At 47.0% G+C, this 13727-nt stretch carries 8 protein-coding genes; 5 read left to right on the plus strand and 3 right to left on the minus strand.

The annotated features are described in order from the left end of the window. Positions 1 to 4: 4 nt before the first annotated feature. A complete protein-coding gene (locus H7708_RS01240) occupies positions 5 to 1960 on the plus strand; it encodes a M48 family metallopeptidase (protein WP_223668644.1) in 1956 nt (651 codons plus the stop codon). Here the strand turns inward: H7708_RS01240 and H7708_RS01245 are convergent. The 3 genes from H7708_RS01245 to H7708_RS01255 form a co-directional block, all read right to left on the minus strand. Beyond that, positions 1957 to 2853 carry a hypothetical protein gene (locus H7708_RS01245; protein WP_223668645.1) on the minus strand — a complete coding sequence of 299 codons (897 nt, stop codon included), beginning with the start codon at positions 2851 to 2853 and terminating at the stop codon, positions 1957 to 1959. The two genes, H7708_RS01240 and H7708_RS01245, sit on opposite strands and share 4 nt — an antisense overlap. A gap of 21 nt (positions 2854 to 2874) precedes the next feature. Further along, entirely contained in the window at positions 2875 to 5652 is a 2778-nt protein-coding gene (locus H7708_RS01250; protein WP_328798958.1) for a toxin VasX, read from the minus strand. A gap of 240 nt (positions 5653 to 5892) precedes the next feature. Beyond that, positions 5893 to 7422, minus strand: coding sequence for a CYTH and CHAD domain-containing protein (locus tag H7708_RS01255; protein WP_223668647.1), 1530 nt, complete (start codon positions 7420 to 7422; stop codon positions 5893 to 5895). 145 nt (positions 7423 to 7567) lie between these two features. On the opposite strand from H7708_RS01255, the gene H7708_RS01260 reads away from it, so the two are divergent. The 4 genes from H7708_RS01260 to putA all read left to right on the plus strand — a co-directional run bounded on the left by H7708_RS01260 (position 7568) and on the right by putA (position 13712). Then, a complete protein-coding gene (locus H7708_RS01260) occupies positions 7568 to 8242 on the plus strand; it encodes a TIGR00153 family protein (protein ID WP_223668648.1) in 675 nt (224 codons plus the stop codon). 31 nt (positions 8243 to 8273) lie between these two features. Then, on the plus strand, positions 8274 to 9551 hold the full coding sequence (locus tag H7708_RS01265) for an inorganic phosphate transporter (protein WP_223668649.1): 1278 nt from the start codon (positions 8274 to 8276) through the stop codon (positions 9549 to 9551). Between the two features lie 305 nt (positions 9552 to 9856). After that, positions 9857 to 10465, plus strand: coding sequence for a TIGR04211 family SH3 domain-containing protein (locus H7708_RS01270; protein WP_223668650.1), 609 nt, complete (start codon positions 9857 to 9859; stop codon positions 10463 to 10465). 34 nt (positions 10466 to 10499) lie between these two features. Continuing rightward, complete coding sequence (gene putA, locus H7708_RS01275) at positions 10500 to 13712, plus strand: bifunctional proline dehydrogenase/L-glutamate gamma-semialdehyde dehydrogenase PutA (protein ID WP_223668651.1); 3213 nt, start codon at positions 10500 to 10502, stop codon at positions 13710 to 13712. The last annotated feature ends 15 nt before the right edge of the window (positions 13713 to 13727 follow it).

A 13727-nucleotide genomic window follows, 5' to 3' on the forward strand; every position in this document is an offset into this window, starting at 1 on the left:
AGATATGGATTTTTTTGAGCATCAAGAAGCAGCTCGGCGTAAAACCAAGCTGCTCGTTTTTTATTTCCTGTGTGCCGTTGTTTTAATCGTCGTGGCGTTAAATCTGGCGCTATGGGCTCTCTTTAACCTGAGTGGCTTTACCGCCAATGCAGAAAATCGCGGCATCCCTCTTTCCCAATGGTTCAGTGAAAGCTGGTTCTACTATATCACCTTCGGTTCGATTGGCCTGATCATTCTCGGCAGCCTTTATCGCTGGATATCATTAAGTGCAGGCGGAACCGCTGTCGCAAACATGGTTAATGGACGTGAAATCCTGCCTGACACCAACGATATACAGGAGCGACGCTTACTGAACGTGGTGGAAGAAATGTCCATTGCGTCAGGGACGACCGTACCCACCGTTTACGTCATGGATCAGGAGGACGGTATCAATGCCTTTGTTGCCGGGATTGAAAGTGCCGATACTGTGATGGTAGTGACTCGCGGTGCTTTAGAACACCTCTCGAGACAGGAGTTGCAAGGCGTTGTCGCACACGAGTTCAGCCATATATTTAACGCCGACATGCGGATTAATGTCCGACTGATCAGCATCCTGGCTGGCATATTAATTCTAGGTCAAGCTGGTTACTTTATTATGCGAGCCTTCCGTTACAGTGGCCACACTCGAAGCAGCAAAGAAAACGGCGGTGTCGTTATCGCCATTGTCCTGATTGGCGTCTCTATTTACGCCATCGGTTCCATTGGTCTCTTCTTTGGCCGCCTGATCAAAGCCGCCATTTCTCGTCAGCGCGAGTATTTAGCAGACGCCTCGGCAGTCCAATACTCCAGAGACAAAGAAGGTCTGGCTGGGGCTTTCATAAAAATCAAGCATCAGGGTTCTTTGCTGAACAACTCACATGCCGAAGAAACCAGTCATATGTGTATCTCTGAGCCAATCCAATTGCGGTTCAGCAGTCTAGCGACACACCCGCCGATCGAGAATCGGCTCAAAGCGATCATGCCCGCCTGGGAGCACTTGGAAACCCAGTTCCTACAGGAACAACAACGTCAGCAGGAACAGGCAACTGACGACATGGAACAGCATGCTGCAAAAAAAGCCGCCGGTGAGTTCGATATCGGTGGGCTAGCTGATACAGTCGGCAACCCCACCACCATGCATATGCATGCCGCGGGAGCACTATTACTCGCACTACCTGAGGTCATCAAAACCGCCGCCCATGGGCACCACTCCAGCAGTCACGCTATGCATCTGGTATTTGCTTTGTTACTCAGCGACCATGGCCAAGTCGAGGAAGAATTACTCCAATTAATTGAACAAATTTATGGCAAACAAAGCAGCGACAGAGTTCTTGAGCTTGCGAGCCATATTTCGAAAGAGCAACGGCAATTACGCCTGGCCATTCTCGATTTGGCAATGCCCAGCCTGCGCCGCCTATCGAAAGCCGAGCGCCAGCAATTCTTTGGACTACTGAGAAAGCTCATTCACCAGGACAGCCACGTCAGTCCTTTCGAGTATGTATTGTACTGCTTAATTCATAAAAACTTAATTGGCAGAGACCAGCAGAGCCAAAAGTCCATTACGCGATTTAAGAACGTCGAAAGTGAGCTGCAAATACTGCTATCGACGATAATCCATGCCAGCGGTCAAAAGGCAGAAGTTAAAGAAAAGGTTTTCCGCCAGATATTCGATGGCCTTAGCGCAAACCAGCTGGGCTTACTGGATGAAGAGTTTGAGGCAGAAAAGTTTCACCAGGCATTGAACAAACTGCGCCGCTTATCGCCCATGCTGAAAAAGCCATTGCTGAACGGACTGGAAGAAGCTATCAAGCAGGACGGTGTAGTCCGGTATCAGGAAGTTGAACTGTTACGGGCCATCGCAGAATGCCTGGACTGCCCTATCCCGCCCGTTATCGAAGAGAGTCAGAAAAAAGCGATAAAGTTAGCGCAAAAACCTGATTAAGCGCAATAATCTGCTTTGTTCTTTCCCTGTTTCTGCTTCCAGTCTTCGATGGCTTTATTCAGCGTGTCATCATCGGGGAACTCCGACTGGCGCAGGCTGAACTTTTCCAGAATGTGCTGAGTCGGTTTAAAGTCCTCGGGGAAGTCAAACTGACCAGCGGCATAGGCCTCGATCATTTGCTTGATACAGACGTTTTGCAGGTGTCTTTGTGCGGGATAAGAGCCGATGCGGAAAGTTTTTTCCTCACCGTGACGGTTTTTAAGCTCTAATTCGTAAGGGCCATCGATAATCTGTTGCAAGGCGCTGTAGGGGTTGGCGCGAGCTGGCGTTCGTGCAAAAAGCAAATGCAGATTCGCGGCATACAACTGCCCCCGACGCCAAGTATAGAGCATATTATTGGCTCTATCGACGCGGAACGGAACGGGTTTCACCTTGAGTAGATATATTAAGATAGTAATCAACAATACTATTTCAAACATAAAATGTTCAAAGAGAACATCAAATTTATTCCACAAACCTCCGTGCGTATTCAGCCAGCCCTTGCGAAACTCTTCATAGCTTTCCAAAGGCTGATAGAACACGGAGTCTTTGTCAGTTTCTTCATGGGCGGCTTTATAACTTTTGTATCTCTTTTGGATATGCTCTTCACCATAGGTAATATACTCCAGTGCGAATTTTTTTTTCTCCAGAAAATAACCATGCATTATAATGCTATATACTATCCCAGCCAAAAACATTAAGGTAATTGCGCGACAAACCCAAGCCAGCTGTCCGTGGGATAAGTCTTTTAACTCAAAACTACCATCATTATTCACCTGTTTGACCGAGTTAGAAATGGTATAAGGATACTCTATGCTTTCTGAGTGCTTATCGTAATCAATATTCTGTTTCATTCGTTAATTAGCCTTTTCTTTTCATACGCTTTTAGGTAGTCGATACCACCAGCGATTTGGTAATATCTCCTTACAGTGCGGGTGTTTGTCATCATAAATTTGAACCTCACCTGAGGTAAAATGCCCCTTTGAGTCCGTATATTCATAATGTAAATAAATATACTGAACGTAGCCCGGCTGCTCGGGCGCATGAGCACGAAGGTGCTGGTTCAAATCAATCAGCACTTTATTTTCCGCAAGTTGCGTGCGCACTTCAAAACCATGCAGATAAGTTACCGTTTTATCCACCTTACCGCTAAAGTATTCCAGCTCGGGAATTTTATGTGTCTGATACTTAACAAACACTTTGGTTCTCAGGGTAAAATCCCCTTGAGACAACCGCGGTAGAAACAGCTCTGTCTTACCACTTTTCTGTCCCAGAGCTTTGACCTTTACCTGATAGACCAGACGCTCAAAATGCTGGATTTCTTCACGATAATACTGTGTGATAGGGCTTCCTTCCAGAATGATCTCTCTAGCTTTTTTCATCTGTTCCTCGATCTTTTTAAGTCGCTCAGCTCCCCAGTACTCCTCTGAGCTTCCCCAAAAACCATGCTCAGCCCAGGCGGTTATCTTATCGCGGGTAAATAAGTACTCGGCGGCCATTGCAATACCTAAAACAATACCAGCGGCTAAACCGACGGGGTTGGAGGCTCCATAACCTAAGAATATGGCTCCCGATACAACTTCCACTCCAAGTAAATACGCTTTCGTTTTCTGTTTATTGCCATAAGCTTCAATAGCTCCAAAAAACGCTAACACCACCCCCGCCCAACCGGCGATCTTACCCGCAGTTTTAATTTTTGAGGTGACTTTTTGGGCAACGCCTGTTTTTCCTGTGGAGATGGCTTTTACCGACTGACGGTTAAACAGCTTGCCTTTAATATTGTTAAAGAAATTGCTGGCGCCGCCCTGGCGCAGGGTATTAGTGCTCAGGTCGTCAACATAGTTTAATTTAAACTGGGTAAATTTTTCTAAATCCGAAACGATGGCGACGAAGCCCAGTCCTAAATTTAGTCGGGTATCGTTGGACACCCGGCCAAACCAGGTATTGGCATAACCGACTTCGCCCTTCTGGTTAGCGAGATCAAAAAAAGTCCAGGCATTGATAAAAAGACTCAATCCAACACCATATCCTCGCTGTGGTCTTTGTGAGTCAGCCACATTTTTGAAGTGCGCTCCCGGACGAACCTGACCATCCACCATAAAGTGCTGAACTTCAACCGTATCTTTTTCGGGAATGCCAGGAGTCACTTCGACATCACCGGCATACACCCTGGTTTTAGCGAACTGTTTATAGTCTGTAATGACCTTACCTCCTGAGGTTAAAGGCGGCAGCTCGCCGGTTTTGATCAATTCGCTTAAGTCGCTGGCGGACATCGGCTGTCGTCCCAGGCTCTGGATCGGGTGAAGCTTGTTTATGGCCTCGCTAACACCCAACGATTTAATTTTAGCGGTGCCCAGGATTCCCAGCTCTTTCGAAGTGACTTCAAGTACTACATCAAAAGCATTTAAAGCCTCCAGATGACTATCCAACAAACCTTCGGAAACACTGGCCCATGTCTGCATCAAATTACGGAACAGTGTCCCGAGAGCATAACCATTATCAGGATTCAGCAATGCCACAAGAGCCAGCGACCCTTCGTCAGTATCATTAATATTCATAAAGCACCGCACGAACAGGCGGGAGGCCAAAACCAGTCGTCTAAGTGCCGACTTCTTGTCGACCTGAGTAACGCCATCAAGCATTAGCCTTAACTGAGTAAGGGCTTCATAGGGAGCATCGATCTGTAACAGCGCCGTATGATTCTTAACCAGTCGTCTTACCGTCGTCGATAACTCGTCATTTTCCTGAATCAGTTGACGCCTAATTTCATCAAACTGAGTTGGCATGTCAAAGAACGGTGTCTTATCCTGAAGTTTATTCCGAGTCGAAAATATCGCAGAGTTAACAGACTCTATACACTCGCCCGTGGTTAAGGGATACAAATAATCTGCACTATGTTTCATTAATGTAGCATTCACATTAATTGCCTGACGCTCAAGCTCTAATAACTCTCCTACTGGATCGGGAACAACAACAACACGCCCGTAAAATTGTTGGGACTCGTTTAAGCCCAGTTTATTTTTATTCGTGGGACTAAAGCCCGTATGAGCAATGTCATAATCAACTGCTTTATTGGCAGCATCGTGCTTAAACTCTTCTACATAGTTTTCAATAAGGCTGATAGCACAGCTGGCTGTGGTTAGCTCGGGCTCAAGCTCCACTGGCATCATCAATTCGGCACGAAAGGCTGCATCGCTCTCACAGTTTCTAAACCAGTCGGCCGGCCATGGCTCTTCTGAGTAAGCTACCTCAATTCGCTTGATATCTTCCGGTATTTTTATGGTGTCAAAAGTTGAGCCACTGACAAGCTCCCACTTTTCAGCAGGATCACTTCCTGGCCAGATTAGACGCGTAAAGGTTTGCTCTCTAAAACAACCATTAAAGTCATGTACCGAAAACTTAAGAAAACTGGCATTATCATCAGCAACATTGGTTTCATACCAAAAAACCATCCAGTTTCCGGTCGCTGGATCGGTTCGGTGCTTTTCTGGGTAAATACCGCTTTCGATGTAAAGGTAAACATAACCCTGTCGCAATTTACGCACTTCGAAATCAAAGGAATCAAGCTCTCTTCGCCTTCCTATGTCCGGGTTATCGTTAAAGGAAAATTGCTGTAAATGCAACGGCGAGAACCCAAAGCGGGCAGGATAGATATCTCGTAATTTTTTTCCTCACAAGGAAAGACAGGGTCATCCGCACCCTGTACTGATGACAGTTCATCCATGTTCATCTTTTTTGTATCCTATAATTTCAAATATATCTCAACTTAACGGCAGGATTATAGCGTCAGGAATGTGAGTATTAAAGTCTTACTTAGAATTTATCGTGACCAACATCATACCGAAACAATTGATATGAAAGTAGAGATGCTACTTCAGATCTTGTTACGGTGCTTAGTTCCAATACGGATTCCGTGCCAGCGCTTCTTCGCGCATACCTTTAAGCACAACCAGCGTTTCCATTTCGGTTTCTTCCAATAACGGGTCTTCGACGCCTTCGGCTTCGAGCGATTTCTCCAGATAAATCAGCTGTTGTAATAATTGAATATTGGCAACGATATCGGCCCAGCCACGGCGATATTCGCGTCTCGCTCGATCGTCGAATAAGCTGCCGAAAAACAAACCGATATCCAGCGTTCGGGACATTTTAGGCAAGTAATTGATGTAATCCTGTTTGCCGAGCGTCATCTTATCTGCCAGATGCCGCTTTAAATCTCTAAGCAAATGTTGTAACTGTTTGATTGCATAGGGGAAAACTTCTTTCTTTTGTATTTTTTCCCGATCACCTTCCCGCAAAGCGTCGCGCCATTCTTTCATATAGAGCCAACGCGAAAAACGCAGTAATTTCAGATTATAGGAGGGCGTATTCAGAAACTCGACAAAGCGTTTATGTTCTTTATAGAATGAATGCTCCAGCCCTTCTTCCAACGGCACCAACTCGGCATAATGGAAGCCATACAACTTACTGCTTTTTAACCAGTTCAACTCTTCAGCGATGGTAAACAGTTTGGAAAACTTGTGTGTAATTTCACGCCAGTCGCGGCGTAAGTGTTGCAGGCTATGTCTTGGGATCACCGCAGCGAATACCGAGTACATAGTCTGCATAAACATCAAAGCTCGATTGAGTTGCAACACCGCTTCTATGCTCGGCTCCCGTTTTATACGCTTGATGTAATACTGCCAGTGCCCCAGCCCTTTGTGGGCGACACTTTCGAAAGCTCCTTCGGCTGAAGTTTTTGAGGTCAGATTCACCAAGTCCAGTCGGCGAGTATATTCCGGAGCCGAGCGACAGAGGCGATAACCTCGCTCGGCCTTGCTTTCGCTATCCAATACCAGCTCAAACTTGTCGATCAGTTCCTGCCCCAGTTCAAACAAAACGGTGGCATCATCCCCACCTTTTAATTCCAGCTCGACTTCACACAACTCCCGTGGAGCCTCGGTTTCTTTATCAATACAGCTGATTTGCCCCTGATCCAGAGCCGCTTCAATAACGGCACCATCAACATTAATGATGGCCACCTCACGATGAAAATTCGTGGTAAAAATAGGGGCGAAAGGACCATCTTCCTCTTCAGCCTCTTCCAGTAAGATCATAAGATAAGGCTCGGTCACTAAATCAAGTTGCAGTTCGTTAGTCGGTAACTCAGTTTCTGATTCATTGCGCTGATAGAGCCCACCAACCACGCGGCCAGCCGATTTGACCGATTGAATATACTGCTCGCCATCCTTGCGGATGCGAAGGCCAATATTAGTTTCTCTCAGGCGATGGTTCTTCGAGTCGTAATAGGTGTTGTGGAGGTATTTCGTCTCCCACTCTAACTCTGCAGAATTATCCTCAGAGGTCCCCATTTCCGCCAACCATTGCTTAACTTTTTGGATTTTATCGGTGCTTGCTGACAGCTTTAATTCTATTTCAATCGACATCGTTTATACGTGCTTAATAGCAAACTCATTGCCTCAGTTTACAGTGCGAATTCTATCTTGCCAAACCTTTATCTAGCCATGGCCTACCGAGTTAACTATAATATGGCGTTAAAATTCATTCTTTTTTAACCTTCCTGGGGTAGATATGGCCAATTCAATACTCGATATGTTTGCGTCATCACCAATTCGTCCAATGCAGGACCATATGGGCAAAGTGCACGAGTGTGCCAAGCAGCTTATACCGTTCTTCAAAGCGACGATCGCCAAAGACTGGCAAGAAGCTGAAAAAATAAAAGATTATATTCGCCAACTTGAAAATGATGCTGACGACTTAAAGCATGACCTTCGCATGCACTTACCGAAAGGCTTATTCCTGCCAGTAGCAAGAACCGACCTTCTTTCGCTACTCAGCAAACAGGACAAAATCGCTAACATAGCTCGAGATATTGCTGGCGTTGTTTTTGCGCGAAAAATGGAGTTCCCAGAAAATGTCCATACGGATCTTCTGGAGTTGGTTCAACGCTCTTTAGATGCCTCGAAACAAGCATTTAAAGCGATTAATGAGCTGGATGAGCTACTGGCAACCGGGTTTAGAGGTCGTGAAGCAACCCTGGTCGAAGAGTTAATCGAGCAGCTGGACCTGATTGAAAACGATACTGATGATTTACAACGAGCCTTATTATTCAAGATCTTTGAACAGGAAGAAGAGTTGCCGCCTGTTGCGGTCATGTTCATGTATAAGGTAATAAAACAAATTGGCGACCTGGCTGATAGCGCTCAAAGCGTTGGCTCTCGCCTTGAAATGACGATTGCGCGTTAATTGATAAACCGAGTTCATTTAGGGGGAACTTTTGGATTTTTTATTACAGAATGCTGACACCATCATCTGGATCGCTGTCGCTTTTGGCTTTCTAATGGCATTTGGTGTCGGTGCGAACGACGTTGCTAATGCCATGGGCACTTCAGTCGGTGCAAAAGCACTGACTTTAAAGCAAGCCATTATTGTTGCAGCTATTTTTGAGTTCGCAGGTGCATATTTAGCCGGTGGCGAAGTCACCAAAACCATCCGCAAAGGCATGATCGATGCCAATTACTTTACCGGCCAGCCCGAACTGCTGGTGTACGGTATGATGGCGGCGTTACTGGCCGCAGGTATCTGGCTGCTGGTCGCTTCACGCCTAGGCTGGCCCGTATCCACCACCCACTCTATCGTTGGTGCTATCGTTGGTTTCGCCGCGGTTGGAGTGACAACACAGGCGGTTAACTGGGGCAAAGTCGGTTCTATCGTCGGCAGCTGGGTTATCACGCCGGTATTGGCTGGTGTCATCGCGTTCTTAATTGTACTCAGCGTACAAAAGCTAATCCTCAACACCAGTGATCCTTTCGAAAAAGCTAAGCGTTACGTGCCCGTTTACATGTTCCTCGCGGGGTTTGTTATTGCGCTGGTAACCATTCTTAAAGGACTTAAACATATCTTCAAGGATAAAAGCATCGAGCTGAGTTTGGGTGAAGTCTACCTGATCGCCATAGGTGTCGGTGCGATTATCGCCATTATTGGCGCTATTTTTATTAGCCGCATCAAGGTCGATAAGAAAGAAAATAGAGAATACCAGTTTGCCAGTGTAGAGAAAGTGTTTGCCGTTCTGATGGTGGTTACGGCCTGTGGTATGGCTTTCGCCCATGGTTCAAACGACGTGGCGAATGCGATCGGCCCATTAGCAGCAGTAGTCAGCGTCATTCAGAACAGTGGTGAAATCGGCGCTAAAGCGTCTGTAGATCCACGTATCCTACTGGTCGGTGCTATCGGTATCGTGATCGGCTTAATCGTGCTGGGCAGCCGTGTAATGGCCACTGTCGGTCAAAAAATCACGCACTTAACGCCAAGCCGTGGCTTTGCGGCAGAGTTAGCTGCGGCCTCTACGGTGATAATTGCCAGTGGTGCTGGCTTACCGATTTCTACCACTCAAACACTGGTTGGTGCGGTGTTAGGCGTGGGAATGGCCCGTGGTATCGCCGCATTGAACTTGAGTGTCGTCCGAAACATCTTTGTATCCTGGGTAGTTACATTACCTGCAGGGGCAATTCTTTCGGTTATTTTCTTCTATATTTTCAAGGCTATTTTCCAATAATATATCAATTGGTTCTAAAGCCTGTAAGAAAAGGTGGTCGCATCAGTCGATCACCTTTTTCCCACCCTCCCCAGCAACCTGAAAATTCACGACTTCAGCATTTTTAGCACCGCCTTCTGAGAACATCGGTACACATTCGAATTGTGTCGCGACACCACTTTGCAAAATAAATAACATTGCTTCAGCCCCAAGCCTTGTACTGAAAGTATTGCAAAAGTTCTGAAACGCGAATATTCAGGTTGCCTGGGTATAAAAACCTACATATACTTGCCCTCTTAAACCGTTTCAATTTAACAGGATTTTACATGTTCCGTATCCTGACTGTATGGGCTATCGTATTCACTTCTGGACTGTTAAGCAGCACGGTATTTGCTGCCGCTGAAACGTCCCCTCAAACCACCGCTTCTGACGCTCAATATTACGTTTCAGATGACATAGGTGTGGTTCTACGAAGTGGCCCAACAAACCGCTACCGAGTCATCGGAAAAATTACAGCGGGCACCCCCATTAAGATTCTTCAAAGCGATACCGCTAACGACAGCACTAAAGTGCAGGTTGCCGACGGTGACTCGGGCTGGATTCGATCCGACTACATTACCGATGAGCCAACCGTTCAGGCCAAGCATCAAGAGGTTTTAGCTGAAAATCAGAAGTTAAAACAACAGCTTGATGAGCTGACACAAGATATCGCCGATAAAGACAACGTTATTCAGCTTAATAATAAGCTACAACAGCAGGTCTCCGAGTTGGAAAATGAAAGAGACATGTTGCGACAGCAGACTGCGCTACAGAAAGATCGTTTTCATAAAGATGTTTTCTATGCAGGCGCAGTAGTGTTATTGTTTGGTATGTTTTTAAGTTGGATTCTTTCGAGATTTAGTCAAAAGAAACGTCATCGCTCTGGCTGGCGTTAAGGTTTATAGGTTTATGTTTTAGGTATTAAAGAGAATGTTAAGAGCTAGTCATATATTTTCAGATAATTATAAAGACCTGCCCCTGGAAGAGTGGCAGACGTTGATCACCCAAAATTATGCAGTTGACGAGTCAGATTATCTGAATGAACTGCTGGCGCTAGCCACACCCGATAAGGACACTATAGAAAAAATTACACGCCAAGCCAGCGAGCTAGTTGAATCCATTCGACAGGATGAACGCTCCAAAGACGGCGTAGAGGCATTTCTACAGCAATACAGTCTGAGCACCAGAGAGGGCATTATTCTGATGTGTCTGGCTGAAGCATTATTGCGTATCCCTGACTCCCGAGTTGCCAACGACCTGATCCGCGATAAGCTGACGGCAGCAGACTGGGAAAAGCACACGGGGCAAAGTGACTCCTACTTTGTGAATGCTTCGACCTGGGGCCTGATGTTAACCGGAAAAATCATTGATGTTGACCAGGATGGTGACGGTAAACCCGATACCCTGCTACGCGGCTTAATCGCTAAGTTTGGGGAGCCGGTTATTCGCCAGGCAATGAACCAGGCCATGCGCATCATGGGACGTCAGTTCGTCTTAGGGCGGACCATTAAAGAGGCACTGAAGCGTGGTGCCAGAAGTGTCCAGAAAGGTTATACCCATTCCTTTGATATGCTCGGCGAGGCGGCCTATACCGCCAAAGATGCCCAACGTTATTACGAAGCTTACAGTAATGCCATCGCTGAAATTGGAGCAGTAAAAGTGCAGGATGGCAATGAAGCTCCGAGTATTTCGATTAAACTTTCCGCCCTTCATCCTCGTTATGAAGAGTGGCAGCGTGAGCGTATTCTTACCGAAATGGTGGAAACAGTTAGTAAGCTGGTCAAACAGGCGCAAGAGCTTGACGTCGCGGTCACCATTGACGCCGAAGAAGCGGACCGTCTGGAACTCTCGCTGGATGTATTCAAAGCCATTTACGCCTCACCCATTTGCGATGGCTGGGAAGGCTTTGGAATGGTCGTGCAGGCCTACTCGAAACGTGCTCTGCCGGTTCTGGGTTGGCTAAACGCTCTTTCTAAAAAGCATGGCCGTAGAATCCCCCTGCGCTTAGTAAAAGGTGCTTACTGGGATTCCGAGATTAAATGGTCTCAACAGGGTGGTTATTCAAACTATCCTGTCTTTACGCGCAAGTGTGGTACCGATGTCTCTTATCTGGCTTGTGTCAATTACCTACTCAACGCCGATGGTAAGTTTTATCCCCAGTTTGCCACGCACAATGCACAAACCGTCTTCAGTATCATGGACATGGCTGGTAGCAAACGTAACTTCGAGTTCCAGCGGCTACATGGTATGGGAGAAGCGTTATATGATCGGATCCTTAAGCAGTACCCGGATCTCCATTGTCGTATTTATGCCCCAGTCGGTAACCACAAAGATCTGCTGCCCTATTTAGTTCGGCGTCTATTGGAGAATGGTGCCAATACTTCCTTTGTACACCAGTTAGTCGATGAAAATACCCCTGTGATGGAACTTGCTGAGCATCCAGCAATCGTGCTCAAGAGTTTTGAAACCCTGCACAATGATCGAATTCCGCTGCCGCCACACATCTATGAGGATTTTGGCGAAATGCGTCTAAATTCGCGTGGTACTAATTTACATATTCAGAGTGAGACAGAGCCGTTTATGAACCAGGTCAAACATTACTTAGATAACCAGTGGCATGCCAAGCCAATTATTGATGGTCAAGAATATACCAGTGAAGAAGAACCAGTGATTTGTCCTTACGACCATAACCATACTGTCGGTACGGTCCATAAGGCCACTGAAGAGCAGGCTCTTAAGGCGCTGGATATAGCGCATCAGAACTTTATCGCCTGGGACGTCACCCCGGTCCAGCAGCGCTCAGCTTTGCTGGATAAAGTTGCTGAAGCACTCGAAGCGAATAAGCATGAACTAATCGCCCTGTGCAGTCGTGATGGCGGTAAGAGTTTGCAAGACGGTATTGATGAGGTTCGTGAAGCGATTGATTTCTGCCGTTATTACGCCTACAACGCACGTAATCAGTTTGGTCATGAAATCCACTTACCGGGCCCAACGGGTGAAAGCAACGACCTATATCTACAGGGGCGTGGCGTCTTTGCCTGTATCAGTCCATGGAACTTCCCACTGGCGATTTTTGTCGGTCAGGTAGCGGCGGCATTGGTTGCCGGGAATACCGTCATCGCCAAGCCAGCTGATCAAACGACTTTGGTCGCTTACCGTGCGGTCCAACTGATGCACGAAGCCGGTATCCCGACCAGCGTGTTGCAGTTTGTACCCATCCGTGGCTCGGTTCTTGGTAAAGTCATCTTATCGGACAACCGTATCGGCGGTGTTGCTTTTACCGGCTCAACCAGCACGGCTCACACCATCAACCGCACACTGGCTTCTCGTGATGCCATGCTGTCACCGTTAATTGCGGAAACCGGTGGTCAGAACGCGATGATCGTCGACAGTTCAGCGTTACCAGAACAGGTGGTAGAGGACGTCATTCACTCGGCTTTCACCAGTGCGGGTCAACGCTGCTCGGCTCTTCGAGTCCTTTATTTACAGGAAGAGATCGCAGACAAAATTATCGAAGTCTTATCGGGTGCAATGCAGGAGCTTCGTTTGGGCAACCCTACAGACCTATCGACTGACGTTGGTCCGGTAATCGATATGGCGGCGCGCGAAGAGCTACAGGGGCATATCGATGAACTTAAGGCGGCAGGTAAGTTAATCGCTGAAACGCCAATGCCGGAAGGCCTGGAAGGTCATGGCAGCTTCCTCTCCCCGGTGACGTTCGAAATCAATCATATTAACGATCTGGAACAGGAATGGTTCGGCCCTATCGTCCACATCGTACGCTACAAAGCGAAAGATTTGGACAAGGTTATCGAGCAAATTAATGATTACGGCTTTGGTCTAACGCTCGGCGTCCACTCGCGTAACGAAACCACAGCACACTACATCGATAAACGCGCGCGTGTGGGTAACGTGTACATCAACCGCAACATGATTGGTGCCACCGTTGGGGTGCAGCCATTCGGTGGTCAGGGTCTGTCGGGTACAGGTCCAAAAGCCGGTGGTCCTTTCTACCTGTATCGCTTTGCGACCGAGCATACGCGTACCAACAACACGGCCGCCATCGGTGGTAATGCTTCACTGCTATCGCTTGGTGACGAAGATGTATCACCGGAGTTCCTGCAGCGGGAGCAAGACTCTTAAATAGAGACTTTTTAC

The organism is Kangiella shandongensis, assembly GCF_020005365.1.
Classification (GTDB): domain Bacteria; phylum Pseudomonadota; class Gammaproteobacteria; order Enterobacterales; family Kangiellaceae; genus Kangiella; species Kangiella shandongensis.

Excerpts from the sequence above, each read along its gene's own strand:
- H7708_RS01240 (WP_223668644.1), top strand. The coding sequence starts at position 5 with ATGGATTTTTTTGAGCATCAAGAAGCAGCTCGGCGTAAAACCAAGCTG.
- H7708_RS01245 (WP_223668645.1), bottom strand. The coding sequence starts at position 2,853 with ATGAAACAGAATATTGATTACGATAAGCACTCAGAAAGCATAGAGTAT.
- H7708_RS01255 (WP_223668647.1), bottom strand. The coding sequence starts at position 7,422 with ATGTCGATTGAAATAGAATTAAAGCTGTCAGCAAGCACCGATAAAATC.
- H7708_RS01260 (WP_223668648.1), top strand. The coding sequence starts at position 7,568 with ATGGCCAATTCAATACTCGATATGTTTGCGTCATCACCAATTCGTCCA.
- H7708_RS01270 (WP_223668650.1), top strand. The coding sequence starts at position 9,857 with ATGTTCCGTATCCTGACTGTATGGGCTATCGTATTCACTTCTGGACTG.
- putA (WP_223668651.1), top strand. The coding sequence starts at position 10,500 with ATGTTAAGAGCTAGTCATATATTTTCAGATAATTATAAAGACCTGCCC.